The 26,511-nt window shown below is 61.3% G+C and carries 24 protein-coding genes and 1 tRNA gene; 20 read left to right on the top strand and 5 right to left on the bottom strand.

The window, feature by feature from the left end; translation table 11 throughout:
• Positions 1-27: 27 nt before the first annotated feature.
• A complete protein-coding gene (locus UC34_RS14915) occupies positions 28-1,698 on the bottom strand; it encodes an electron transfer flavoprotein-ubiquinone oxidoreductase (RefSeq protein ID WP_044456161.1) in 1,671 nt (556 codons plus the stop codon).
• A 178-nt stretch (positions 1,699-1,876) separates the two neighbouring features.
• Between UC34_RS14915 and UC34_RS14910 the strand changes: the two genes are divergently transcribed.
• From UC34_RS14910 to UC34_RS14900, 3 genes are all read left to right on the top strand, one after another.
• Positions 1,877-2,653, top strand: a complete 777-nt coding sequence (locus tag UC34_RS14910) for an SDR family oxidoreductase (RefSeq protein WP_044456160.1) — start codon at positions 1,877-1,879, stop codon at positions 2,651-2,653.
• 207 nt (positions 2,654-2,860) lie between these two features.
• Positions 2,861-3,925, top strand: a complete 1,065-nt coding sequence (locus tag UC34_RS14905) for a DctP family TRAP transporter solute-binding subunit (protein WP_044456159.1) — start codon at positions 2,861-2,863, stop codon at positions 3,923-3,925.
• 351 nt (positions 3,926-4,276) lie between these two features.
• Positions 4,277-4,666, top strand: coding sequence for an acyl-CoA thioesterase (locus UC34_RS14900; RefSeq protein ID WP_044458223.1), 390 nt, complete (start codon positions 4,277-4,279; stop codon positions 4,664-4,666).
• 173 nt (positions 4,667-4,839) lie between these two features.
• Here the strand turns inward: UC34_RS14900 and UC34_RS14895 are convergent, their stop codons facing one another.
• Positions 4,840-5,385, bottom strand: coding sequence for a PAS and helix-turn-helix domain-containing protein (locus UC34_RS14895; protein WP_044456158.1), 546 nt, complete (start codon positions 5,383-5,385; stop codon positions 4,840-4,842).
• A 228-nt stretch (positions 5,386-5,613) separates the two neighbouring features.
• Between UC34_RS14895 and UC34_RS14890 the strand changes: the two genes are divergently transcribed.
• Positions 5,614-6,312 (top strand): CoA transferase subunit A, encoded by a 699-nt coding sequence (locus tag UC34_RS14890; RefSeq protein WP_044456157.1) that lies wholly within the window; start codon positions 5,614-5,616, stop codon positions 6,310-6,312.
• A gap of 23 nt (positions 6,313-6,335) precedes the next feature.
• Positions 6,336-6,974 (top strand): CoA transferase subunit B, encoded by a 639-nt coding sequence (locus UC34_RS14885; protein ID WP_044456155.1) that lies wholly within the window; start codon positions 6,336-6,338, stop codon positions 6,972-6,974.
• Between the two features lie 302 nt (positions 6,975-7,276).
• Here the strand turns inward: UC34_RS14885 and UC34_RS14880 are convergent, their stop codons facing one another.
• Complete coding sequence (locus tag UC34_RS14880) at positions 7,277-8,068, bottom strand: 3-hydroxybutyrate dehydrogenase (RefSeq protein WP_044456154.1); 792 nt, start codon at positions 8,066-8,068, stop codon at positions 7,277-7,279.
• A 171-nt stretch (positions 8,069-8,239) separates the two neighbouring features.
• Here UC34_RS14880 and UC34_RS14875 point away from each other — a divergent pair, with 171 nt between their 5' ends.
• The 15 genes from UC34_RS14875 (at position 8,240) to UC34_RS14805 (ending at position 25,320) form a co-directional block, all read left to right on the top strand.
• A complete protein-coding gene (locus UC34_RS14875) occupies positions 8,240-9,118 on the top strand; it encodes an alpha/beta fold hydrolase (protein ID WP_044456153.1) in 879 nt (292 codons plus the stop codon).
• 59 nt (positions 9,119-9,177) lie between these two features.
• Positions 9,178-9,534 carry a RidA family protein gene (locus UC34_RS14870; protein ID WP_044456152.1) on the top strand — a complete coding sequence of 119 codons (357 nt, stop codon included), beginning with the start codon at positions 9,178-9,180 and terminating at the stop codon, positions 9,532-9,534.
• Positions 9,535-9,581: 47 nt separating this feature from the next.
• Entirely contained in the window at positions 9,582-11,852 is a 2,271-nt protein-coding gene (locus UC34_RS14865) for a RelA/SpoT family protein (RefSeq protein ID WP_044456151.1), read from the top strand.
• Positions 11,853-12,039: 187 nt separating this feature from the next.
• Positions 12,040-12,116 (top strand) — tRNA-Val (locus UC34_RS14860).
• A 238-nt stretch (positions 12,117-12,354) separates the two neighbouring features.
• Entirely contained in the window at positions 12,355-14,262 is a 1,908-nt protein-coding gene (gene thrS / locus UC34_RS14855) for a threonine--tRNA ligase (RefSeq protein ID WP_044456150.1), read from the top strand.
• A gap of 52 nt (positions 14,263-14,314) precedes the next feature.
• A complete protein-coding gene (gene infC, locus UC34_RS14850; RefSeq protein WP_072617484.1) occupies positions 14,315-14,833 on the top strand; it encodes a translation initiation factor IF-3 in 519 nt (172 codons plus the stop codon).
• 178 nt (positions 14,834-15,011) lie between these two features.
• The gene (rpmI, locus tag UC34_RS14845) at positions 15,012-15,209 is read left to right on the top strand and encodes a 50S ribosomal protein L35 (RefSeq protein WP_010806049.1); all 198 of its coding nucleotides are present in this window, start codon (positions 15,012-15,014) and stop codon (positions 15,207-15,209) included.
• A gap of 25 nt (positions 15,210-15,234) precedes the next feature.
• Positions 15,235-15,594: a 50S ribosomal protein L20 gene (rplT, locus tag UC34_RS14840; protein WP_010806048.1), complete on the top strand. Its 360-nt coding sequence runs from the start codon at positions 15,235-15,237 to the stop codon at positions 15,592-15,594.
• Between the two features lie 139 nt (positions 15,595-15,733).
• Entirely contained in the window at positions 15,734-16,747 is a 1,014-nt protein-coding gene (pheS, locus tag UC34_RS14835; RefSeq protein WP_044456148.1) for a phenylalanine--tRNA ligase subunit alpha, read from the top strand.
• An 86-nt stretch (positions 16,748-16,833) separates the two neighbouring features.
• Positions 16,834-19,272, top strand: coding sequence for a phenylalanine--tRNA ligase subunit beta (gene pheT / locus UC34_RS14830; RefSeq protein ID WP_044456147.1), 2,439 nt, complete (start codon positions 16,834-16,836; stop codon positions 19,270-19,272).
• A 62-nt stretch (positions 19,273-19,334) separates the two neighbouring features.
• On the top strand, positions 19,335-19,727 hold the full coding sequence (locus UC34_RS14825; protein WP_044456146.1) for an integration host factor subunit alpha: 393 nt from the start codon (positions 19,335-19,337) through the stop codon (positions 19,725-19,727).
• An 80-nt stretch (positions 19,728-19,807) separates the two neighbouring features.
• The gene (locus tag UC34_RS14820) at positions 19,808-20,203 is read left to right on the top strand and encodes a MerR family transcriptional regulator (protein WP_044456145.1); all 396 of its coding nucleotides are present in this window, start codon (positions 19,808-19,810) and stop codon (positions 20,201-20,203) included.
• A 336-nt stretch (positions 20,204-20,539) separates the two neighbouring features.
• On the top strand, positions 20,540-22,810 hold the full coding sequence (locus UC34_RS14815; RefSeq protein ID WP_044456144.1) for a putative bifunctional diguanylate cyclase/phosphodiesterase: 2,271 nt from the start codon (positions 20,540-20,542) through the stop codon (positions 22,808-22,810).
• Between the two features lie 462 nt (positions 22,811-23,272).
• Positions 23,273-24,856 carry a sensor domain-containing diguanylate cyclase gene (locus UC34_RS14810; RefSeq protein WP_084070668.1) on the top strand — a complete coding sequence of 528 codons (1,584 nt, stop codon included), beginning with the start codon at positions 23,273-23,275 and terminating at the stop codon, positions 24,854-24,856.
• Positions 24,857-25,050: 194 nt separating this feature from the next.
• Positions 25,051-25,320 carry a hypothetical protein gene (locus UC34_RS14805; RefSeq protein WP_052811074.1) on the top strand — a complete coding sequence of 90 codons (270 nt, stop codon included), beginning with the start codon at positions 25,051-25,053 and terminating at the stop codon, positions 25,318-25,320.
• Positions 25,321-25,419: 99 nt separating this feature from the next.
• Here UC34_RS14805 and UC34_RS14800 read toward each other — a convergent pair whose 3' ends face one another.
• Entirely contained in the window at positions 25,420-25,614 is a 195-nt protein-coding gene (locus tag UC34_RS14800) for a rubredoxin (protein ID WP_039397716.1), read from the bottom strand.
• Positions 25,615-25,931: 317 nt separating this feature from the next.
• The gene (locus UC34_RS14795) at positions 25,932-26,255 is read right to left on the bottom strand and encodes a hypothetical protein (RefSeq protein ID WP_044456141.1); all 324 of its coding nucleotides are present in this window, start codon (positions 26,253-26,255) and stop codon (positions 25,932-25,934) included.
• Positions 26,256-26,511: the final 256 nt, after the last annotated feature.

Raw genomic sequence — 26,511 nt, 5'->3', positions numbered from 1 at the left:
GCCGGGCGTACCGGCGGCTGTACAACATTACATATTCGGATAGTTCGGTCCGCCGCCACCTTCCGGCGTGACCCACACGATGTTCTGCGTGGGGTCCTTGATGTCGCACGTCTTGCAGTGCACGCAATTCTGCGCGTTGATCTGCAGGCGTTCCGAGTCGTCGTCGTTCTTCACGAACTCGTACACCCCCGCCGGGCAGTAGCGCTGTTCCGGACCGGCGTATTCGCTCAGATTGATACCGACAGGAACGCTCGCATCCTTGAGCGTTAAGTGCGCGGGCTGGTTCTCTTCGTGGTTGGTGTTGGAGATGAACACCGACGACAGACGATCGAACGTGAGCTTGCCATCCGGCTTCGGATAGACGATCGGCTGGCATTGTGCCGCCGGGAGCAGGCACTCGTGGTCGGCCTTCTTGCGATGGATCGTCCACGGCATCTTGCCGCCGAGCAACTTCTGCTCGATACCGGTCATCAGCGTCGCGATCGTCAGCCCCTTCTTGAACCATTGCTTGAAGTTGCGAGCCTTGTTCAGTTCCTCATGCAACCAGGACTGTTCGAAAGCGGCGGGGTAGGCGGTGAGTTCGTCGCGCTGACGCTCGGCGATGAGAGCGTCGAATGCGGCATCGGCGGCCATCATGCCGCTCTTGATCGCCGCGTGGCTGCCCTTGATACGACTGACGTTGAGGAAGCCGGCTTCGCAACCGACAAGCGCGCCGCCCTTGAAGACCAGCTTCGGCAAGGCGAGCAAGCCGCCGGCGGTGATGGCGCGTGCGCCGTAGGAAATGCGCTTGCCGCCTTCGAGGAAATGACGAATCGACGGGTGCGTCTTGTAGCGCTGGAATTCTTCGAACGGCGACAGATACGGGTTGCCGTAGTCGAGACCGACGATAAAGCCCACGGCGACCTGATGGTTCGGCAGATGGTAGAGGAATGAGCCGCCATAGGTGTTCGCGTCGAGCGGCCAGCCGGCCGTGTGGATCACGAGACCTTCCTTGTGTTTGGCCGGGTCGATTTCCCACAATTCCTTGATGCCCAGGCCATAAGCCTGCGGGTCGCGACCTTCGTCGAGGTTGAACTTGCGCATCAACTGGCGACCGAGACTGCCGCGCGCGCCTTCCGAGAAGATCGTGTACTTGGCGTGCAGCTCCATGCCGAGCTGGAAATTCTCGGTCGGCTCGCCGTCCTTGCCCACGCCCATGTTGCCAGTGGCCACGCCCATGACGGCGCCGTTCTCGTCGTAAAGCACTTCGGCTGCCGGGAAGCCAGGAAAAATCTCGACGCCCAGTGCTTCGGCCTGCTGGCCGAGCCAACGTACGACGTTGCCCAGGCTGATGACGTAATTGCCATGGTTCTGGAAGCAGGCGGGCAGCAGCCACGACGGCGTGGCGGTCGCGCCATTCTCGCTCAGGAACAGGAAACGGTCTTCGACCACGGGCGTGTCGAGGGGGGCGCCGCGTTCCTTCCAGTCAGGGATGAGTTCGGTGAGCGCCTGCGGATCCATGACGGCGCCGGAGAGGATATGGGCGCCGATTTCCGAGCCCTTTTCCAACACACAAACGGAAATGTCCTTGCCTGCTTCCTGTGCACATTGCTTCAAACGGATAGCCGTGGACAGGCCGGCCGGACCGCCGCCAACGATGACGACGTCATATTCCATCGACTCCCTCGGGCCGTACTGCTCAAGCAGCTTGGGATCCATTGATGCTCCTGTTATAAACGTTAGAATTCGTGGGTGCGGCCATTTTCCGGGAATGGGGAACACCTCGCAACCGCATATTAATAGCACGATCGTTCGGTTTGGTAGGTAGGTAGCTCTAGCGGCGGCCTCTCGAGTGTCGCCGTCGTCCAATGCTGGTTCGGGCCGGAGGGAGAAGAAGATGGGGCGTTCGCTGAATCTGGAAGGCAAGGTCGCGATGGTCACGGGCGCGTCGAGCGGGCTCGGCATGCAGTTCGCCAAGGTGCTGGCGCAGGCGGGGGCCAAGGTGGTGCTGGCCAGCCGCCGGGTGGAGCGGCTCAAGGAGTTGCGCGCGGAAATCGAATCGCAGGGTGGGGCCGCACACGTCGTGCCGCTCGATGTTACCGATTACGACAGCATTCGCGCCGGTGTCGCCCATGCGGAAACCGAGGCCGGCGCCATCGACATTCTCATCAACAACTCGGGCGTATCGACACAGCAAAAGCTTGTCGACGTGACACCTCAGGACTTCGACTACGTCGTCGACACGAACACGCGCGGCGCCTTTTTCGTCGCGCAGGAAGTGGCCAAGCGGATGATCCGTCGAAGCAAGGGCGATCCGCAGCGGCAGCACCGGATCATCAACGTGGCGTCCGTTGCCGGGCAGCGTGCGATCTCCATGCTCGGCGTCTATTGCATGAGCAAGGCGGCAGTGATTCACATGACCCGCGCCATGGCGCTCGAGTGGGGGCGCTTCAACATCAATGTGAATGCGCTCTGTCCCGGATACATCGACACCGAAATCAATCACGATCATTGGCAGACCGAAGCCGGCCGCAAGCTGATTCAGATGTTGCCGCGACAGCGTGTGGGCCAACCGGGTGATCTCGATGGGCTGATTCTGCTTCTGGCGTCAGACGATTCCCGTTTTATCAACGGGTCGATCATGACCATCGACGACGGTCTGGCCGTCGGTTAGGACGGCGTCGGGTGACGGCTGAGGCCGAGGTTGACACCCAGGGGATTCGCCCCGGTTGGGCAGGCTCGCTGCAATGCGGCAATCGGGGATTGTCCGAGGCAGTCAGCGCACTGACGACGAGCGCATAATTTCGGGACGTTTACGGGAGTTACACAAAGACACAAGGCGTCGGGTTGACGTCGGATCCCGAATCATCTCGAGGACAACATGCGTAATCAAGGCTGGCGGGGGCTCGTCGGAGTCGCGCTTGCCCTCGCCGCAATCGCGCCACCGCTGGCCGCGCAACCTTACAAGGCCGAATACACGTTGTCGATCGTGCCCGATACGGGCACGCCGTGGGGCAAGGGGACACAACTGTGGGCCGACATGGTGCGCGAACGGACGAACGGGCGCATCAACATCCGGCTGCATCCGAACGCCACACTCATGGGCGGCGATCAGACGCGCGAGTTCACGGCGTTGCGTCAGGGTGTCATCGATATGGCCGTCGGCTCGACGATCAACTGGTCTTCGGCCATTCCCGAGTTCAACGTCTTTTCGCTGCCGTTCCTTCTACGCGGCTATCGTTCGGTCGATGCGCTCACGCAAGGCGACGTCGGGCGCGAGTTGTTTCGCCGTGTCGAAGAGCAGGGCGTCGTGCCGCTTGCCTGGGGCGAGAACGGCTTTCGGCAGTTGAGCAATTCGCGCCGGGCCATTCGTGCGCCCGAGGATATGCGCGGCCTGCGCTTCCGTGTCGTCGGGTCATTGCTCTTCAACGATATCTTCACCGCCTTGGGGGCTGTGCCGACCCAGATGACCTGGGGCGAGGCGATTCGCGCATTGCGCGCGCGCAAGATCGACGGCCAGGAAAATCCGATCACGATTTTCAACAACACGAAGCTCGAGACGGCCGGGCAGCGCTACATCACGGTCTGGGATTACGTGGCCGATCCAATCGTGTTTGTGGTCAACCGTCAGGTGTGGGATAGCTGGTCGCCGCAGGATCGCGACATCGTGCGCGACGCGGCGACGGAAGCCGCCCGCTTCGAAGTGACGCTGGCACGCGAAGATTTGCTCAGCACAGGGCAGGGCATGTGGGAGAACCTGGAGTCGCGTGGCGTCAAGGTGACGCGCCTTACGCCGGAACAGCGTCAGCGCTTTGTCGACGCCACACGCCCCGTCTACGCGAAATGGAAGGCGCTGGTGGGACGCGATCTCGTCGAGAAGGCCGAAGCCGCCGTGAAGGACGATGCGATGACGGGCAAGGCCCAGCCCATTGGCGCGCGCAAGTGACGATGCCCGCGGCGTGCTGACACGGTCCGTGCCGGGCGTGTCGTCACGCGTCTGATCTCGCCCTATCTCGCGCTCCGTGTTGCGCGCTGTATTGCGCATCGTATTTCGCTTCGTGTTGCCCTTCCTTCCCAGCCATCCGGCCCCTTCCGGCCGCCTCGGAAATCTCCGAGGTGGCGTTCTCTCGTCATTCCGAAAGTACCTCCGTTCCGGGCAAATCACGGCGGTGTGCCGCACGTTTGTCAATCCGAAGCGCTACACTTTAGCCCCATGACGCCCGCCACCTCGCGGCAGGGCGCTGATTTTGATCACGGGGAATTTGCAGTGTCGTCAGAGTTCAAGGAAGTGTTTCGCATGAGCATGCCCATTCGCTGGGGCGATATGGATGCATTCGGTCATGTCAATAACACCGTGTATTTCCGGTACATGGAGCAGGTGCGTATTTCATGGCTGGAGACGTTGAATATTGCGTCCGAAGAGAGTGCGACGGGAGAGGGCCCCGTGATCGTCAACGCCAACATGACGTTTCTGCGTCAGTTGCGCTATCCGGGCGATATCGACTGCCGCATGTTCATTGGCACACCGGGGCGCAGCAGTGTCGACACGCGTTTCGAGCTTCGGCGCGCGGACACGCCTGAGATCGTCGTCGCAGAGGGCGGTGCGAAGATCGTGTGGGTGAACTACAAGGCCGAGAAGTCCGTGCCGCTGCCGGAGGCGGTACGGACATTGTTTGCGGCGCAGTAAGTGCTGCAATTGCTGTAAGTGCGGTAAGTACAGCGAGCGCAGCAGGTGCAGTGAGTGCAGTGCGTGCAGTAAGCGCTGTAACCGCGCTAAAGCACGGCGATGTTGCGTTGCGCGGCAAGCAGGGTGCGCAGCCCCGCGCATTTTTTCCGGTGAACGGGTTGTTGCGCGGTGGGTCAGTTGCCCAGCAGTCGCTGAACGAGTTCCGTGGCCGTGCCCGCGCCGTATTTCTGCATCAGACGCGCCCGGTAGATATCCACGGTACGCGGGCTGATGTCGAGAATCTTGCCGATCTGCTTGCTTGTCTTGCCTTGCACGAGCTGCGCGGCGATCTCCCGCTCGCGGGCAGTCAGTGCGACGGCGACGCGGCGCGTAGCGGAGATATCCTCAAAGGTCCAGAGACCGGCGGCATGCGGATCGTTGACGTCGAGGGAACGCCCGGTGACGTGGCACCAGAAGAGTTCTCCGTTGGCGCGCCGCATGATGCGCTCATCGGAATAGACGCCCTGTGCGCTCATGATGGGCGGTATGCGCTCACCAATGCGCTCGAATTCCTTGGGCGACGGATACAGGACCTGGAAAGACTGGCCGATGAGCGTCTCGTGGTCGTAGCCGAAGATCTTGCCGAGTTGACGGTTGCAGTCCTCGATGATGCGCTGGCGCGAAATGACCAGACCGACGGGGGCGATGTGGAAGGCTGTCTGGTAGTCGAACGTCGGCATTGGGGGAGTGCGGATCTGGTCAGGTGGCGCGCCGGTTCGCCGCAGGTAAGCAGGTCGGTGCGCGGGAAGATATGTAATTTCACGTATTGTGCCCCATTTGAGGGGCACCGTAAGCTCTGAGGTTGCATGAGATGCGTGGGTCGTGGCGTTTCGCGGGTCATGGCAAGCCTTGCAACGCGTGAGAGCGCGGCATAATTTCAATTCTCAACCGAGGGAAAGGGACAAACGATGAACAAGGTATACGCCAGCGCCAAGGAGGCGCTTGCCGGTGTCGTCGCAGACGGGCAAACGCTCGCCGTCGGTGGCTTCGGCCTGTGTGGCATTCCGGAGGCCCTGATCGCCGCGCTGCGCGACTCGGGCGTCAAGGGGCTTACCTGTATCAGCAACAATGCCGGTGTCGATGGATTCGGTCTCGGTTTGCTGCTCGAGACCCGTCAGATCAAGAAAATGATCTCGTCGTATGTGGGCGAGAACAAGGAGTTCGAGCGCCAGTATCTGGCGGGCGAACTTGAGCTCGAATTCACGCCGCAAGGCACGCTGGCCGAAAAGTTGCGCGCTGGCGGGGCCGGTATCCCGGCATTTTTCACCAAGACAGGCGTAGGCACTGTCGTGGCCGAAGGCAAGGAAACCCGCGAATTCGACGGGGAAACCTATGTCATGGAGCGTTCGCTGCGCGCCGACGTCGCACTGGTGAAGGCCGCGAAGGCCGATCGCGCAGGCAATCTCGTGTTCAATCGCACGGCGCGTAACTTCAACCCGATGGCCGCCATGGCCGGCAAGATCACGATCGTCGAAGTCGAAGAACTGGTCGAGACCGGTTCGATCGACCCGGACGACGTGCATCTGCCGGGGATCTTCGTTCAGCGCATCGTGCTGAACGCGCATCCGGAAAAACGCATCGAACAGCGCACGGTACGTGCCAAGTAAGCGCCGAGATCAAGGAGATAACCATGGCATGGAATCGTGACGAAATGGCTGCGCGCGCGGCGCGCGAACTGGAAGACGGCTTTTACGTGAACCTCGGTATCGGTTTGCCCACCCTCGTGGCGAACCATGTGCCGGAGGGCATGGAAGTCTGGCTGCAATCGGAGAATGGCCTGCTCGGCATCGGCCCGTTCCCGACCGAAGAGGAAGTCGACGCCGACATGATCAACGCGGGCAAGCAGACGGTCACGACGTTGCCGGGCTCGTCGATTTTCTCGTCGGCCGACTCGTTCGCGATGATTCGCGGCGGTCACATCAACCTGGCGATTCTGGGGGCGATGCAGGTCAGCGAAAAGGGCGACCTCGCGAACTGGATGATCCCGGGCAAGATGATCAAGGGCATGGGCGGCGCAATGGATCTCGTTGCAGGTGTCGGCCGCGTGGTCGTGCTCATGGAGCACGTTGCCAAGGGCGATGCTCATAAGATTCTCAAGGCCTGCGACCTGCCGCTCACCGGTGTTGGTGTGGTCAATCGCATCATCACCGATCTGGGCGTGATCGATATCACGCCGGATGGTCTGAAGGTCGTGGAGCTGGCGCCGGGCGTGACGAAGGAAGAAATTTCGCAGAAGACCGGTGCACCGCTCGACACGAGCGCTGTCTGAGCGATTGGGTGGGACGTGACGCTCGTGTGGTTTGATTCGCCAGGCGTCACATTGACTTGCTGAAGGTCGTTGGGGCCGTTGAACCCGATGACCGACGTTGGGACGTTGGCGGTAGGACTGTAGTGCTGTAGTCCGTAAGACGGGCGGGAGTTTTCCCGCCCGTTTTGCATTTTGCCGTTCTGAAGTCGTTCTGAAGGCGCTTTGCCGCCATTCACGCACCGTGCGCGTGTCCCGCCGACGTCGCCGCAAGCACGTGCCGTCACGGCGCACTGACATCGCGCTTGCGTCGTGCTGAAGTCGCGCTATTGCGCGGCCCAGCCGCCGTCCATATTCCAGGCAGCCCCACGCACTTGTGCGGCCGCGTCGCTGCAAAGGAACACTGCGAGCGCACCCAACTGTTCCGGCGTGACGAATTCTCCCGACGGCTGTTTCTCGCCAAGCAGCGAGCGCTTCGCTTCATCGCCGGAGAGCTTGTCGCGAGCGGCACGATCGTCGACCTGCTTTTGCACGAGCGGCGTGAGCACGAAGCCGGGGCAGATCGCATTGGCCGTAATGCCGGTCTGCGCGTTCTCCAGTGCCGTCACCTTCGTGAGGCCGACAATGCCATGCTTCGCGGCAACGTAAGCCGACTTGCCGACAGAGCCGACGAGCCCGTGCACCGAGGCGATGTTGATGATGCGCCCCCAATTGCGCGCACGCATCCCGGGCAAGGCAAGTCGCGTGGTATGAAATGCCGACGTCAGGTTGATCGCGATGATCGCGTCCCATTTGTCCGTCGGAAAATCCTGAATTTCGGCCACGTGCTGAATGCCCGCGTTATTCACCAGAATATCGACGCCGCCAAACTCGGATTCGGCGTATTGCATCATCGCCTCGATCTCGCTCGCGCGGCTCATGTCGGCGCCGTGGTACCCCACCCGCGTGCCGGCGTGACCCGCTTGCGCGCCCGCAGCGACGATGGCCTCGCGCGCGGCTTCGGCGTCGCCGAAACCATTCGTCACGATCGTCGCGCCTTGCGCGGCGAGCGCCTGCGCCATGCCCAGACCGATGCCGCTGGTCGAGCCGGTCACGAGGGCGATTTTTCCATTGAGCATCACTTGGTCTCCGTGCGCGTAGGGTAGGGAATGGCAATAAGGTCAATCGTCATCGATGAGCGCGACCGCAAAGTGCGGCTTGATGTGGCTCATGAGTGACCTCATTCTAGCGTACGGTTTGCGGCAGGCGCGGTAGAATTCGGATCTGGAAACCGATCCGATGAGTCTGCCATGCCGAGCCACGTGCCGCGTCTGTCGAACGTTCAGTGCCTGAGTCCCTCCGGGTTGCATCGGATGGCTTATGCGGAGTGGGGCGACCCGGACAACCCGCGCGTGTTGGTGTGCGTTCATGGTCTTACGCGAAGCGGGCGTGATTTTGACGCGCTGGCGAGCGCGCTGGCAAACGATTACCGTGTCGTGTGTCCTGATGTCGTGGGACGTGGCCAATCGTCGTGGCTGGTCAATCCCGCCGGCTATGTGGTGCCGCAATATGTCTCGGACATGGTGACGCTCATCGCGCGCCTCGATGTGAGCACCGTCGATTGGTTCGGCACGTCGATGGGCGGGCTCATCGGCATGGGGCTCGCGGGGCTGCCGGATACGCCGATCAGGAGCCTGCTGCTCAACGACGTCGGCCCGCACATCGATGCGGCCGCACTCGCGCGCATCGGCCAATATGTCGGTATTCCGAAGCGTTTTGCGACGTTGGAGGAAGGCGCGGATTACCTCTGGTCGATCTCGTCGGCGTTTGGGCCGCATACGCGGCAGGAGTGGCTTGCCTTGAGCGAGCCGCTGCTCAAAGCCGACGGCGACGGGTATGTGCTGCGCTACGATCCGTCCATCGGCACGGCGTTTGGTGCGGTCTCGCCAGAGGCGATTGCGGCTGGCGAAGCCATGCTCTGGGCGTCGCTCGCGGCGTTCTCGGGGCGCACGTTGATCGTACGGGGCGAGCATTCGGATCTGCTCTCGCGCACGACGCTCGAACAAATGTTGAAGCACGCGCAGCATGCGCGGGCTGTCGAAATTTCCGGCGTAGGACACGCGCCGACATTCGTGCATGCGGATCAGATCGAGATCGCACGCCGTTTTTTCGAAGGCTATGCCGACTGACGCAGACCCATGGGTGTGCCGGCAGATCCCAGTCATAAGAACACGAGGAGTTTTACATCATGGCAGTACAACGTTTTTACGTAGAGAAGCGATGGTCGGATATGGCCGTGCATAACGGCACCGTCTATCTCGCCGGTCAGACGCCCGATGACCGCACGCAGGACATGGCAGGTCAGACGCGCCAGGTGCTTGCGCACATCGACCGGTTGCTTGCGGAAGCCAATAGTGACAAGTCATTGATTCTGTCGTGTCAGATCTTTATTTCCGACATGAAGTACTTCGGTGAAATGAATCAGGTGTGGGACGAATGGGTGCCGGCCGGCAATGCGCCCCCTCGCGCCACGGTGCAGGCGTTGCTCGCCGACCCTGCCATGCTCGTCGAAATCGTGGTCGTGGCCGCTCAGCGCGAAAGCTGAGTGCACGTCCCGCAACATCCGGGGCGCAGGTCGCCCCGTGCACCGACATGAACCAACATCAAGCACCGACATCCACTGAGTCGCCTCAGGCGCCGGGTGTGGGTGATGCGCCTCTGCCCGCCACGCTCGACGACGCTCTCGCGTTCGCCGCATCTCTGTGTGGTGAACACGTGCTGTCGTCCGGCGAACCGATCATGGCGCATGCGCGCGGCATGATTGCCATTCTCGACACGCTGCGTGTCGACGAGGCGACGCATCAGGCGGCAGCGCTCTTTTCTGCCGTCGAATTCCTCCCGGATCCGCAAACCACGCTCACGCAAAAGTTCGGGGCGGAGGTGGCGGCGCTCGTGATTGACGTGCGCAAGTTGCAGCGGCTCTCCGGCGCGGGTGCGCGCGCCGCGCAGGCCATGCCGTCCGACGGTCGCGACCGCGACGCGTCTGCCGAGCGCAAGTCGCAGGTCGAAGGCCTGCGCAAGATGCTGCTCGCGTTTGCGCAAGACATCCGCGTCGTGATGATCCGGCTGGCTTCGCGTTTGCAATCCCTGCGGTGGTATGCCGCAGAGAAGAAGGCGCCGCCGGCGGATATGCCGCATGAGGTGCTCGAAATCTATGCGCCGCTGGCGAACCGTCTCGGTATCTGGCAACTGAAGTGGGAACTCGAGGATCTTGCCTTCCGCTTCCTGGAGCCGGTGACCTACAAACAGATCGCCAAGTTGCTCGAGGAAAAGCGCGTCGAGCGTCAAACGTTCATTGAAGGGGCGATCCAGCGCCTTCAGGACGAACTCGCGCGCGCGGGCGTCAAGGCCGAAGTGTCGGGGCGGCCGAAGCACATTTACAGCATCTGGAAGAAGATGCGCGGCAAGGCCGTCGATTTCGCCGAACTGTACGATGTGCGCGCGTTTCGCGTGATCGTCGAGGACATCAAGGATTGCTACACGGTGCTGGGCATCGTCCATAACCTGTGGCAACCGATTCCGAAAGAGTTCGACGACTACATTTCGCGCCCGAAGCCCAACGGCTACAAGTCGCTGCATACGGTGGTGATCGGCGACGACGGGCGGGCGTTCGAGGTGCAGATCCGTACGCATGAAATGCATCACTTCGCCGAGTACGGCATCGCGGCGCACTGGCGTTACAAGGAAGCCGGCCAGCGAGGTTATGGCGGCGCATTTTCCGCCAACGATGCCTACGACGAGAAGATCGCATGGTTGCGTCAGTTGCTGGCATGGAAGGACGATGTGGCCGACACGGTCGGTGCGGATGGCGCCGTGCAGCCGTGGGAGCAGCTCAAGCGCGCGACCATCGACGATCACATCTATGTCCTCACGCCTCAGGCCCGGGTGATCGCGTTGCCGCAGGGGGCGACGCCGGTCGACTTCGCGTATCACCTGCATTCGGAGCTGGGGCATCGCTGCCGCGGTGCACGGGTCGACGGCGCCATGGTGCCGCTCAATACCCCCCTGCACAACGGGCAGACGGTCGAGATCGTCACGGTCAAGCAGGGCGGGCCTTCCCGAGACTGGCTCAATGCGCAGTTGGGGTATCTGCAGAGCCACCGGGCGCGACAGAAGGTGCGTCAGTGGTTCAATGCCATCGATCTCGAGGAGACGATTGCCCACGGGCGCACGCTGATCGACAAGACACTGCAGCGCGAAGGCAAGACGTCGGTCAATCTCGAGGAACTGGCGGCGCGCCTGGGTTTTCGCACGCCCGACGATCTCTATGCGTCGATCGCGAAGGACGAGTTCAGCCTGCGTCATGTCGAGCAGGCGCTGTCAGGCAATGTGCCGGGGCCGGAGCCGCGTGACGAAGATACGTTGGTCGCGAAGAAGAGTCTCGATACCAGCGTTGTGCAAGGAGCGAAGAGTGGCGTGCTGGTGGTGGGTGTTGGCGCGTTGCTCACGCAACTGGCCAAATGCTGTCGCCCCGCGCCGCCTGACCCGATCGTGGGATTCGTGACGCGCGGCAAGGGGGTGTCGATTCACCGCCAGGATTGCAGTAGTTTTCAGGCGATGAAGTCGCGTGCGCCGGAACGGGTGATTCAGACAGCCTGGTCGTCAGATGTGCTCGAAGGCCGGGGCGTTGCCGCGTATCCGGTGGACATCCAGATCGAGGCGACCGACCGTCAGGGCCTGCTGCGGGACATTTCCGAAGTTTTCTCGCGGGAGAAACTCAATGTGACGGGCGTCAGCACGCAATCGCGCGGGGCGCAGGCGTTCATGCAGTTCACGGTGGAAGTGCGCGACGGCGGGCAGTTGCAAAGAGCGCTGGCACAACTGAGCGGCGTGGCGGGGGTGGTGTCGTCGCGTCGGCGGTAAGGGGAGCGCAAGGGCGGACCGGTATCGACGTCGCTGGCGAGGGGGCAGTGTCCGAGAGGCTGAAGTCGTACCGTTCCCGTGGCGCCGCAACGCGCAAAAGCCTTGAGGGATGCGGTTTTTCGTCGGCAGGCACAATAATCGCTTGGCGATGTGGCCAAACCTTGCTAGAATTTCGTTCTCTTGCAGTAGGCTCGTAGCTCAGTTGGTTAGAGCACCACCTTGACATGGTGGGGGTCGTTGGTTCGAATCCAATCGAGCCTACCAACGAAATTTTATGCATTACAGTCCGCGAAGCCCCGCAGACACAGGCGCTGGAAAACACTCATGTTGAAGACTGCCCGAACTTTCACAGTGGTGAAGGTGCGACGTTAAGTCGAGGGTGTTTTTCGTCTGGATGCAAGGAATGAAGAGACGGCCTCGACGACAGTCGAGGCCGTTTTTTTTCGTGGTTTTCCCGCGTGGCGTGGGCCGCGCGTGACGTTTTTGCGCATGGGAGTGCGACATGATTTCGGTACGTTTGCCTGACGGTTCGCAACGCCAGTACGAAGCCCCGCTCACGGTAGCGCAAGTTGCCGGCTCGATCGGTACGGGGCTGGCCAAGGCCGCCCTCGCGGGCCGCGTCGATGGCAAGCTGGTCGACACCTCCTACCTGATCGATCGCGATGTGAGCCTTGCGATCGTCACGGACAAGGACGCCGACGGTCTGGACGTCATTCGTCACTCGACGGCGCACTTGCTGGCTTACGCCGTGAAGGAGTTGTTTCCGGAGGCGCAAGTCACGATCGGTCCGGTCATCGAAAACGGCTTCTACTACGACTTCTCTTTCCATCGTGCCTTCACGCCGGAAGACCTCGAAGCCATCGAGAAAAAGATGCATGAGCTCGCCAAGAAGGACGAGCCCGTCACACGCGAAGTGATGTCGCGCGATGATGCCGTGCGTCTGTTCATGTCGATGGGCGAGAAGTACAAGGCCGAGATCATCGAATCGATTCCCGCGACGGACGAAATCGGTCTGTATCGCGAAGGCAAGTTCGTCGACCTGTGCCGCGGCCCGCACGTGCCCTCCACGGGCAAGCTCAAGGTCTTCAAGCTCATGAAGGTGGCTGGCGCCTACTGGCGTGGCGACGCGAAGAACGAGCAACTGCAGCGCATTTACGGCACGGCCTGGACGAAGAAGGAAGATCAGGACGCCTACCTGCACATGCTCGAAGAGGCGGAAAAGCGCGATCACCGCAAGCTTGGCCGCGCGCTCGACTTCTTCCATATGCAGGAAGAGGCGCCGGGCCTCATCTTCTGGCACCCGAAAGGCTGGACGCTTTGGCAGCAAGTCGAGCAATACATGCGCCGCGTCTATCGCAACAACGGCTATCAGGAAGTCAAGGGTCCGCAGATTCTCGACCGTTCGCTCTGGGAAAAGTCGGGGCACTGGGAGAACTACAAGGACAATATGTTCACGACGGAGTCGGAGAATCGGGCTTACGCGCTCAAGCCGATGAATTGTCCTGGGCACGTTCTTATTTTCAATTCGTCGCTGCATAGCTACCGCGATCTGCCGCTGCGTTACGGCGAGTTCGGTCAGTGTCATCGCAACGAGCCGTCGGGCGGTCTGCACGGCCTGATGCGCGTGCGCGGCTTCACGCAGGACGACGGTCACATTTTCTGTACGGAAGATCAGATTCTCGACGAGTGCGTGAATTACACGGCGCTGCTGCATTCGGTCTACAAGGATTTCGGCTTCACGGACATGATTTACAAGGTCGCCACGCGCCCTGAGCATCGTGTCGGTTCCGACGAGAACTGGGATAAGGCCGAATTCGCGCTGATGGAGTCGCTGCGCCGGTCGGGTTGCGAATTTGTGATTGCCGAGGGTGACGGGGCGTTTTACGGTCCGAAGATCGAATACACGCTCAAGGACGCCCTTGGCCGTCAGTGGCAATGCGGTACGATGCAGGTCGATTTCTCGATGCCGGAGCGCCTGGACGCCGAATATGTGGCGGAAGACAACAGCCGCAAGCGTCCTGTCATGCTTCACCGCGCCATTCTGGGCTCGCTCGAGCGTTTCATCGGCATTTTGATCGAGCACCATGCTGGTGCATTGCCGGTCTGGCTCGCGCCGGAGCAGGTGATCGTGATGAATGTCTCGGAAAAAACGGCCGATTATGCCCAGGAAGTGACGAAAAAGTTGAAAGAACAAGGGCTTAGGGCTCGGGGCGATTTGCGCAACGAGAAAATTAGCTATAAAATACGCGAGCACTCCTTGCAGAAAGTTCCCTATCTCCTGGTAGTTGGGGACAAAGAGCAGGAGGCGAATACGGTAGCCGTGCGTGCCCGTGGCGGCGTGGATCTGGGTGTGATGCCCGTTGACGCGCTCATCGAACGCCTTGCGCAGGAATGCGCATCGTTCCAATAACGCCTGTCGGACAGCGCGGCTAAATTTTTGACTTTTTTCGAGGATAAGCAACATCGCTACCGATAAGTCGCATCGCATCAACGGCGAGATTACTGCGCCCGAAGTGCGTCTAAATGGCGTCGACAACGAGCCGCTCGGCATTGTGAAACTGGCAGAGGCTTTCCGTCTGTCCGAAGAGGCTGATGTCGATCTGGTGGAAATTGCACCGACCGCGAATCCGCCGGTTTGCCGTCTGATGGACTACGGCAAATTCAAGTATTCGGAACAGAAGAAAGCGCACGAGAACAAGCTGAAGCAGAAGGTTGTCCAGATCAAGGAAGTCAAATTCCGTCCTGGCACCGACGACGGTGACTACAACGTCAAGCTGCGCAATCTGAAGCGTTTCCTCGAAGACGGCGATAAGACCAAGATCACGCTGCGTTTCCGCGGCCGTGAGATGGCTCACCAGGAAATCGGCGCTCGTATGCTGGAACGTCTGAAGTCCGATCTCGAAGAGTTCGGCCAGCCGGAACAGATGCCGAAGATGGAAGGCCGTCAGATGATCATGGTCATCGCGCCGAAGAAGAAATAATGCCGTGGCGGTGCCGAATGGCGCCGCCGGGCAGATAGCATTGCCGCCGCAGCCCGCGAGGGGTGCGGCAGCGATACAGGGTGCGGTTCGGCCCTGAAAATAAGTGGTCTCGGGTTCTAAAAGGGGCGCGATTTTTGGCGTCACACCTGTGATCATGTTAAAAACCCTGGAGTTTTTCATGCCCAAGATGAAAACCAAGAGCGGTGCCAAGAAGCGCTTTCGCGTGCGTCCTGGCGGTACCGTCAAGCGTGGTCAGGCCTTCAAGCGTCACATTCTGACGAAGAAGACCACCAAGAATAAGCGTCACCTGCGCGGTGCCGTCGGCGTTCATGAGTCTGATCTGAACTCCGTACGCGCAATGCTGCCCTTCGCTTAAACCCCGACTTAGATAGGAGAGAAACATGCCTCGAGTCAAACGTGGGGTCACCGCACGGGCCCGCCATAAGAAAGTCATCGCAGCAGCCAAGGGTTTCCGCGGCCGCCGCAATAACGTCTTCCGCATCGCCAAGCAAGCGGTCATGCGCGCTGGGCAATACGCCTACCGCGATCGCCGTAACAAGAAGCGTGTGTTCCGCGCTTTGTGGATTGCGCGTATCAATGCAGGTGTGCGTCAGCACGGCATGACCTACAGCGTGTTCATCGCTGGTCTGAAGAAGGCCTCGATCGAACTCGACCGCAAGGTGCTGTCCGACATGGCCATCAACGACAAGCCGGCGTTTGCCGCGATTGTCGCTCAGGTGAAAGCCGCCGTCGCAGCCTAAGCTGTAGTTAGCGTATAGCGCGTTTTATCGCGCGCCATTCGCCAAGAGGGGGCTCTCATCGGAGCCCCCTTTTGTTTTCCGCCTGCCTTTTTGCTTGAATTTGCGGCCCTTCGGACCGCCTAACTTGAGTCTGTAGCATATGGATCTGGAACTTATCGTCAGCGAAGCGCAGCGTGCGTTCGCCGCCGCTCCCGACGCCGCCGCGCTGGAAAACGAGAAGGCCCGCTTTCTCGGCAAGACCGGCCAGCTGACCGAGTTGCTCAAGGGCCTCGGCAAGCTCGATCCCGAAGCGCGCAAGACCGAAGGCGCACGGATCAATGCGGCCAAGCAACAGATCGAAGGCGCCTTGCAGGCGCGCCGTCAAGCCATGGCCGATGCGCTGCTCGATGCGCGCCTGTCGGCCGAGGCCATCGACGTCACGCTGCCCGGCCGCGGCCTGGGCGCTGGCAGTCTGCACCCCGTGCTCACCACCTGGGAGCGCGTTGAACAGATTTTCCGTTCCATTGGTTTCGACGTGGCCGACGGCCCCGAGATCGAAACCGACTGGTTCAACTTCACTGCACTGAACAGCCCGGAAAACCATCCGGCGCGCTCGATGCAGGACACCTTCTACGTCGAAGGCAACGACGATGCCGGCAAGCCTTTGCTGCTGCGCACGCACACGAGCCCGATGCAGGTGCGCTACGCCCGCATGAACAAGCCGCCGATCAAGGTGATCGCGCCGGGCCGTACTTATCGTGTCGATTCCGATGCGACCCACTCGCCGATGTTTCACCAGGTCGAAGGGTTGTGGATTGCCGAAGACATCAGCTTCGCCGATCTGAAGGGCGTGTACACCGACTTCCTGCGCAAATTCTTCGAGCGTGACGATATTCAGGTGCGTTTTCGCCCGTCGTACTTCCCGTTCACCGAGCCGTCCGCCGAAATCGACATGCAGTTCGAGAGCGGCAAGAATGCCGGCAAGTGGCTGGAAATCTCGGGCTCGGGGCAGGTGCATCCGACGGTAATCCGCAATATGGGTCTCGACCCGGAGCGTTATATCGGCTTTGCTTTCGGCTCGGGCCTGGAGCGTCTGACGATGTTGCGCTACGGCGTGCAGGATCTGCGCCTGTTCTACGAGAACGACCTGCGCTTCCTGCGCCAATTCATGTAATCGATACCGGTAGCCCGTGGCTGGCGCGCGAAGTCGCTGCCGCCGGGCTTTCGGAAGTGAAGACTTAACTGCGAGCGAACTGATCCATGCAATTCTCTGAATCGTGGCTGCGTACCCTGGTCGACCCGGATTTGTCGACGGACGCGTTGGCGCATGCCCTGACGATGTCCGGGCTCGAAGTCGAAGAGACCGATCCGGTCGCCCCGCCGTTTACCGGCGTGGTCGTGGCCAAGGTCCTCGAAGTCGCCCGTCACCCGGATGCTGATCGTCTGAACGTCTGCCAGGTCGATGCGGGCACTGGCGAGACGCTCACCATCGTGTGCGGTGCACCGAACGTTGCCCCTGGCATCAAGGTCCCGTGTGCAACCGTGGGCGCGGCGTTGCCGCCGGCGGAGGCGGGCGGTGCGCCGTTCCAGATCAAGATCGGCAAGCTGCGCGGTGTGCAGAGCTTCGGCATGTTGTGCTCGGCACGCGAGCTCAAGCTCTCGGACGATCACGCCGGCCTGATGATCCTGCCGGACGATGCCCCGGTCGGCATGAACATTCGCGAGTATCTCGACCTCGACGATACGGTATTCGTCGTGAAGCTCACGCCGAACAAGGCGGACTGCCTGTCGCTGCTCGGCGTGGCTCGCGAAGTCGCGGCCATCACCGGCGCGCCGCTCAAGGATCTGCCGGGGCAGGGTGCGCAAGCGGCCACGATCACGGACACGCTGCCGGTCCGTATCAGCTCGCCGGACGGTTGCGGACGCTTCGGCGGTCGCATCATCCGCAATGTCAACGCCGCGGCACCGTCGCCGCGCTGGATGGTGGAGCGCCTCGAGCGCGCCGGTCAGCGTAGCATCTCGGCACTGGTCGATATCACCAACTACGTGATGCTCGAACTGGGCCAGCCGTTGCACGTCTACGATCTGAACCGCCTGCAAGGTGGCATCGACGTGCGCTTCGGTCGTGCCGGTGAAACGCTCAAGCTGCTCAACGAGCAAACTGTCACGCTTGACGAAAGCACGCTCGCGATCACTGACGCCAGCGGCCCCATCGGCCTCGCCGGCATCATGGGGGGCGACTCGACGAAGGCGGGGCTGGAAACGCAGAACATCTTCCTCGAAGGCGCCTTTTTCTTCCCGCAAGCGATTCAGGGGCGCGCCCGCAAGTACAACTTCACGAGCGATGCATCGCACCGCTTCGAGCGCGGCGTCGACTTCGCAGGTAACGTGCGCGCACTCGAGCGCGCCACGCAACTGGTGCTCGAGATCTGTGGCGGCCAGGCCGGTCCGCTGGAAGACCAGGTTGCGAAGTTGCCTGCCCGCCAGCCGGTGAAGATGCGTGTGGCGCGAGCTGTCAAGATTCTGGGCGTGCCCGTCTCCGAACCGGAGATGAGCGCGATCTTCACGCGTCTGGGCCTGCCGTTCACGCTGAGTGACGGCGTGTTCGAAGTCACGCCGCCGTCGTATCGTTTCGATATCGAAATCGAAGAAGACCTGATCGAAGAGATCGCACGCATCTACGGTTTCGATCGCATCCCGGCCAATCCGCCGGTGGCGGCGAGCGAAATGCGCCCGACGCAGGAAGGCCGCCGCTCGCAACACGCTGTGCGTCACGCCGTAGCGGCGCGCGATTATCACGAGACGGTGGGCTTTAGCTTCGTCGATGTCGAATGGGAAACCGACTTTGCAGGCAACGACAATCCGATAAAGTTGCTCAATCCGATCGCGAGTCACCTCGCCGTGATGCGCTCGACGCTCATCGGCAGCCTGATCGCGACGACACGTTATAACCTGAATCGCAAAGCATCGCGCGTTCGCGTGTTCGAGATCGGTCGCACCTATCACCGTGACAACACGGTGGCATCGGGCGAATTGAGCATTGGCGGTTATCGTCAACCGCTGACGGTCGCAGCGCTGGCCTATGGTCCCGTGCTCGAAGAACAGTGGGGCGCTGCCGCACGTCAGGTGGACTTCTTTGACGTGAAGGGCGACCTGGAAGCGTTGCTCGCGCCGCGCACGGCCCGTTTTGTGAAGGCCGAGCATCCGGCATTGCATCCGGGACGCAGCGCTGCGATCGAAATCGACGGCAAACGTGTCGGCTTCATCGGTGAGTTGCATCCGCGTTGGCAGCAGAAGTACGACCTGCCGCAAGCGCCCGTGCTGTTCGAGATCGAAGCCGAGGCATTGTTCGGTCGTGACGTCGCGAGCTACGAGGACATCTCGAAGTTCCCGCCGGTGACGCGTGACCTCGCACTGGTGGTCGATCAGTCGCAACCGGTGCAGGTGTTGCTCGATGCCATGCTGGCCGCACGCCACGACGATCCGGCATGCAGCGTTGTGCAATCGGTGCGCCTGTTCGACGAGTTCCGACCCAAGGCCGGCGCAGCGTCAGGCTCCCTGGGCGCGCAGGACAAAAGCGTGGCGTTTCGTGTTACTCTGCAAGACCCCTCGGGTACGTTGCAGGACGAGACGGTCCAGGGCGCCATTAACGCACTGGTACAACGGGTAGAAGGGTTCGGCGCACGGTTGCGCGCCTAAAGCTCAGTGAAAATCCGGGTGCGAGTGAGTTATCGCACTGTCATCGCCATCGCGTGGGACGTATGAACGAAATGAATCCTGGTGAATTTGAAGCCATGCTCGCGGCGCAGCGCATCGCGCTGGGTCGCAGCGAAGTGAACGAGGTCTCGACCGAGGCGCCGACGCTGACCAAGGCCGAACTGGCCGAGTTGCTGTTCGAGCACGTCGGTCTGAACAAGCGCGAAGCGAAGGATATGGTCGAGGCATTTTTCGAATCGATTCGCGACGCGCTTGAGTCTGGCGACAGCGTCAAGCTGTCCGGCTTCGGTAACTTCCAGTTGCGTGACAAGCCGCAACGCCCGGGCCGTAACCCGAAGACGGGCGAGGCCATTCCGATCGCTGCGCGTCGCGTCGTTACCTTCCATGCCAGCCAGAAGCTCAAGTCGATGGTCGAGTCTGGCGTACTGAGCAAGTAATTCCCCGGCCGCCGCATTTTGTGGCGGCCGTTGGTTTTTCGTCCGCAATTTAACCGTCGTCCCATTCCGCTAACGCCGCGATGGATCACGTTGCCTTGCCGCCGATTCCCGCCAAGCGTTACTTCACCATCGGTGAGGTGAGCGAGCTATGTGGTGTCAAACCGCATGTGCTGCGCTATTGGGAGCAAGAGTTCACGCAACTGCGTCCGGTTAAGCGGCGCGGCAACCGGCGGTACTACCAGCACCATGAAGTCCTGCTGATCCGGCGTATCCGGGAGTTGCTCTATGAGCAGGGCTTTACCATCAACGGTGCACGCAATCGTCTGGAAGCCGACACGCCGCGCGGCGCTCGCGCCTCTGCAGGCGGTGCGGCTCAGCGGGGCGAGGCGGCTGGCGTCGAGCCAGTTGACACGGCACTTGACGTGGGCGACCTGCGCCGCCGTATCGAGTCCGTCCTCGACTTGCTCAAGTCCTGAGCTATCCTGAGCACAGTCCCCGGGCGTCTTGCGCCGCTTTTCCCCAGCGCTTCCCACTATCCGCCGACTTCGGGATTTTCCTAATGCGGCGGGGACCGAAACTTCCGTAATCCGAGATAGAGCACGCTGCGAGGCGGGCTGGCGTTCGTCTGGCCCGATGAAGTCCATACATTCGTCGGTTGAGGCAAGACAGAACGACTTCCGGGGCCGCGGGGATTGCCTTACACTTGCCGGAAATCATGACGTCCATCAATGACGTCCCCTGGATCCTCCTGATAAACGGGCCAATACCGACCTTATCGCGCGCGGGCGCGAGGGCTGAAAGGATCTCGACCTATGGCGGAACCGAGCATGACGGGAGCGCGGCGCGGACGTTGGGCGACCTCCTATCGCTCTATCGTCGCAATCCTGATTTTCGGTCTCCTGATTCTGGTCCTCCTCTGGACGGCCGTGCTATGGCGCGTCTCCATCGAGCACAAGGCCATTCTTCGCGACACGGCGGCGTCAGCCTCCACGGTGTCCACTGCGCTGGAGCAGCAGACGCTGCGTGCGATTCGTCAGGTCGATCAAATCACCCGATTCGTCAAGTACGAATACGAACGCCGTCACAGTGATTTCGATCTAAAGCAGACGCTGGCCCAAGGCATCGTGGCCGAGCGCTTCATGGTGCTCGTCAGTGTGGCGGACGCCAACGGCAATATCGTCGCCGCTACGATGCCGGGCACGGCGGGCGTCAACATTGCGGATCGTGAACACTTTCGCGTGCATCTCGACGATGAGAGCGACGGCCTTTACATCAGCCATCCGGTCTTCGGTCGGGTCTCGCGCAAGTGGGTGCTTCAGTTCAGCCGGCGTCTGAATCATGCCGACGGAACCTTTGCGGGCGTGGTCGTGGTGTCTCAGGAGCCGAGTTACTTCACGTCCGATTTCTATACGAACGCCGTGCTCGGGCAGTACGGCCAGATCGCCGTGATTGCGGACGACGGGGCGCTGCTCGCACGCAGCACCGGGGCGAGCGTTGCGATCACCGGCACGGGCGAGCTGCCGCCATTTAGCGCCGACCAGCGTAGCTCCGGCGTGCAGCGCGATCCGATCGACGGCGTCGAGCGCGTGGTCGCGTATCGCCATTTGCGGGACTATCCTCTCGCCGTGCAGGTCGGATTATCGCTGGACGAGGAACTGGCCGAGTATCGGCACGTCGAGCGCGTCTACCTGACGATGGCGACGTTCATTTCGGTGGCGCTGGTCGTGTTCTTCGGCCTCATTGCGTATCTTATGCAGCGTCTGATCGGGCGCGATCAGCAACTCACTCGCCTGATTTCCTTCGACGCGCTCACCGGCTTGCCGAATCGTTACGCACTGATGGAGTCCCTGCGCCGCGCGCTGTCGAGTCCGGACCAGTTGGGCAAAGTCGCGCTCCTGCACATCGATCTGGACAACTTCAAGAGCGTGAACGACACGCTCGGCCATACGCAGGGCGACGAGATCATTCGTCAGGTCTCGGAGCGATTCATTCCGCGCATGCCTGCCGGGGCGATGCTCGCTCGCTTTGCGGGCGACGAATTCATGGTTCTGCTCGAAGGCGATGGGGCGCCAGAGCAAGCTGAGCCGTTGGGCGAGACGTTGCTCTCGGCACTCAAGGCGCCGATGGTGGCCGACGGTACGTCGTTCGCCTTGCACGCCAGTATCGGCGTGACGTTCTGGACCAAGCCGGAGGAGACGGAAGCCGACCTGATCAAGAAGGCGGATCTGGCGATGTATTCGGCGAAGGAAGCGGGCAAGAGCGTGGTGCGTGTCTACACGCAACAGATGACCCATCAGGCGCATCAGCTTGTCGTGTGGGAGCGGCAGATGGAGCAGGCGCTGGCCAACGGTGAGTTCTTTCTCGCCTACCAGCCGATCATCTCGCTCGGCGCCGATTGTGTGTGCGGCATGGAGGCACTGATTCGTTGGCGTCACCCGGAGCGCGGCGTGCTCAGTGCCGGCGAGTTCATTCCGTTGGCAGAGACGACCGGTCAGATCGTGGCGATCGGTGAGTTCGCGCTGACGCAGGCGTGCCGTCAACTGGTGGCCTGGCGCGATACACCGCTGGGTTCGCTCCGACTGGCGGTCAACGTATCGTCGGTGCAGTTCTGGCGCGGGGACATTGGCGAACTGGTCGAGCGCCTCGTGAAGGAGTACGCAATCGAGCCTCACCGCCTCGAACTGGAAATCACCGAATCGGTGATGGTCAAGAATCCGGCGCTCGTCGAGATGAAGATCGAACAGTTCAAGCGGGCCGGATTGCGTATTGCGCTGGACGATTTCGGCACCGGATATTCGTCGTTGTCCTATCTGACGCGTTTTCCCGTCGACACCCTGAAAGTGGATCGTTCCTTTGTCGAATCGATTCCCGATTCATCGCGTTCATGTCTCATGATTTCGAACATCGTAAACATCGCCCGCTCGCTCGGCATCGATCTGATTGTCGAAGGCGTGGAAAACGATCGACAACTGGATTGGCTGCGGCATTTCGTACCGCTCAGTGCACAAGGCTATTTATTTTCCCGTCCGGTGGAAATCGAGCAACTGGATTCGCTAATTGCCCGCTTCGGTATTTGCCGATAAAAAGATGTAAATAATAAACATCAAATAAAGCTAGTTAATACGTTAAATGGGCATTCATAATTTATCGATTATTTGATGTTTTTCGTGCGGCGGCATCGTCGGAGTACTATAGAATCACTTCGTTCTCGCGAAGCATTCCAACCGCATGAGCGGATGGCCCTATGTCCGGACCGGCAGGAGATCGGGGGAGTGGACGACGGCTGTCAACAGCCTGCAATTGTCGGGGTGGACAATGGTGTGGCAGTCAGGATCCGTAGGCACGGGGCGCGACAAGCCGGGGATCGGAAACGAGGGAAAGTGTTTGACGCGCAGACCAGACTTGGCGGGCATTCGCTGGCACCACAAATGCCGGTCGCGACCAGAAGTTCTGTCCGGGGAAGTGACAGAAACGCGATTCGAATGAGGCGAGGACTTTGCCAACGTAACAAGTGAAAAATATTAGAACGAGCGTTTGATTTTCGGATGAGGATAAGGCATTGGCTTTATGCCGCCTGTGTCTCGGTCGGCGTGCTGGTCGCCTGCTGGGTCGCCGCCGACCGCACGGCCACGTCGCTGGTGGGCGACAAGCTTGCGCAAAGTGTCGACGCGGGGCAGACGGTCGCCGATCGCGTGGCCGACGGCATGGTTCACGCCATCAATACGGACCTGTCGATGGTTCGGGCGATCCCCTCGACGCTGGCCGAAGTGGATCTGCTGCGTGACGTTTTGCCGGGCGGTGGCGCTCGACCTGTCGGCCCGGACGTGACCGGGCGAGCCAACGAATTCCTGCGCGGGGCACAAGGCTACTTTGGTGTTGATCGCGTGTGGGTGATCGACACCAGCGGCGTTTGCGTGGCGGCAAGCAATTATCGCGATGCGCCGTCACCTATCGGCCAGTCGGTGGCCAACATGCCCTATGTCACGCATGCGCTGTTGGGCGAGCGCTTCGAGAGCTATGCCGCTGGTTGGGAGCGCCAGGCGCCCGGCCTTTACTTCAGTGCCCCCATGTACCGCGAAGGTGTACTGATCGGCGTGGTGATGACCAAGATCGGACTCACGCGCCTGCGTCATTGGGTCGGCAGCGGCGAGTCGTTCATTACGGACGGCAACGGTGTGGTCGTCATGGCCAACGACCCTCGCTTCGAAAATCGCTTCATGCTCGACGGAAAGGTCGGATCGCTCTCCGACGCCGAGCGGTTCGCGCTGTACCAGCGGCACGATTTCGCACGGATGCCGATTTCGCAGTTCCAGCGGGCCCCCGGCCGTGCCAATGCCTGGGTTCCCCAGGAGTTGCTCGACCGGATGTCGGCGTTCAATGAGCTGCGCAAGCCGTTCATCATCACGTCGCGACCGAGTTCGAGCAACGATCTCATCGTCTACGCGGTGGAGAGCGTCGACGCCTGGGACGCGCTCACCCGTCAGCACGCGAAAGATCTGGCGCTGTGCTTCTTGCTCTATCTGGGCGGGGTCATCATCGTGACACTGGCTGGGTGGACGTACTGGCGCGAGCGAACGCAGCATCGCGAGACCCGACAGTCGAACGAGGAATTGCGTGCCGCGAACAATCAACTCGCGTTCGAGGCGAGTTACGACGAACTGACGGGCAGTCTGACGCGTCGTTACTTCTTTCACCGCTTCGAGCGGTTGCTGGAAGCCGCACAGCGCAGGAACGAGCCGATGAGCCTCATCGTGGCCGACCTCGATCACTTCAAGTCCATCAACGACACCTACGGGCACGCGATCGGCGATCAGGTGTTGTGCCGGTTCGTGCTCGTCTGTTCATCGACATTGCGCGGCGACGACTTGATCGGCCGTATCGGCGGCGAAGAGTTTGCGATCTTGCTGCCAGGCGCCAGCGAACGAGATGCCTTGCGTGTGGCCGACCGGATTCGCGAGCGCTGCAAGCGCGAGTCGCTTGAAGGCAGCGAACCGCCGCTGCGATTCTCGGCGAGCTTCGGCATCACCGAATGGCAGGACACGGATTCGCCGATGAACATGGTCGAGCGTGCCGACATGGCGTTGTACCGCGCCAAGCGAGCGGGACGCGATCGTTGCTGGGTGTTCTGAGGGAGCGTCCGGCACTGCATTTCACCGCCGTTACCAATGTCACGTTTGGTAACCAAAGAGCGCAGCCTTTCACCGCATTTCGCGGGAACCCGCATGTCTAACGAATCAAGCAAGTGAGGCGAGGCGCAACCCAACGCGTCGGTTCTTGCCTCACCGATTCAGAGCATCAAAGGATTCGTGCGGGAGACTTCATCGTGAAACGCATTCTCATGCTGGCGGGCGGCGCTGCCCTCGCCATGGCGATGGCCGGCTGTGTGGCGGTGCCCTACGGGGCGCCGGCCTATGGCGGCACATATGGCAACGGATACGATTACGCGCCGGGCTATTACGCGCCAGGCTATGCGGTGGCGCCCGCGCCGGTCGTGACGTTCGGCGTGTCGAGCGGTTACTACGGGGGCTACTACGGCGGCGGCTACGGTCGCGGGTGGCGCGATCGTGGCCGCGGGTGGGGCTGGCATCACTGACGCCATGCCCGTGAGCCGAACTGTCGGTGCGGCGGGCACGGCGTCGCAGCCGATGTGCCGGTCAGGCCAGGCGCAGCCTGTGTGGCCGGCCTAACGTCTTCAGAATTCCGACAGCGCGAAATCTTCCTTGGAAACGTCGCACTCCGGGCACCGCCAGTCGGCTGGCACGTCCGCCCAGCGCGTACCAGGGGCAAGGCCGTCGTCCGGCGCACCTTCGGCTTCGTTGTAAATCCAGCCGCAAATCAGGCAAATCCAGCTCTTGAATTCAGTCGGGGTGTCCAGCGTGGTGGTCATGATGTCAGGTCAACAGGGAAAACTCGGGCGACCCGCATTGTAAGGCACACAGGCGACACCGTCCTGTTTGCGGGCGGGCGGCCACGCACAAAGTTAACCCAGATCAATCGATGAGCAGCGGTGGCCGACAAGGCGGGGCGACTGCGAGACACAGTGCTGCACGACGGACAGCGGCAATCGCGGGCAAGCCGTGCCAAGCCTCGGCAAGCCGTGATGGGAATTCCCGGCAACACGCAGAAACAGCGAGGTGGCAGTGACAAGCGGCGCAGCGAAGCCGATGCAAAAGAACGCGCCGGCGATTGCCGGCGCGACAGGCGTTACCAGTGGATCTGGTTCAGGAAGATCGGCGCCATCTGGGCCAGCGAATTGAGCAGGGACATGGCGGTGTCTCGATGGGAAACCTCCTTCCACAGCCGGCTTTCCTTGACAACGCGGTCGCGGTCTTCGGACGTCTTCACGTCAGGCTCGCGCAATCGGTTGATCAGATCGATGACGGAGGCCCGGTCGACGGTTTCCGTGACGGAGTGACGCGCGAGCAGTTCGTCCAGATGGACGCGTTCCGCTTCCGTCACCGGCGCGCTGCTGGCGCGATCCGCGTCGGTGGGCGAGGGACTGACAGACGACTTGTCGGACTGGGTCATACGAGACGTTCTCCTTCGCGAGGTGTCGCATGACTCCATGATAGGCCGATTCCCGGACGCTGCGAACCCTCCGGTGTCCGCGATAACGGCCGCGCCTCGGAGCGCTGCGTGGCCGTCCGAACTGCGTTGTCGTTGTCATCGGGCGGTGCCGGCCGTCATGCCAAAGCCGTGACGATTTCGCACAGCAGCGGGGGCGAAACGTCAAGCGCAATAAATTTTTCCGATCCTGATGCTGAAACGGGCAATCCTCTTGACA

This window comes from Pandoraea vervacti (assembly GCF_000934605.2).
Classification (GTDB): domain Bacteria; phylum Pseudomonadota; class Gammaproteobacteria; order Burkholderiales; family Burkholderiaceae; genus Pandoraea; species Pandoraea vervacti.
This window is presented reverse-complemented; position numbering and strand designations above follow the sequence as displayed.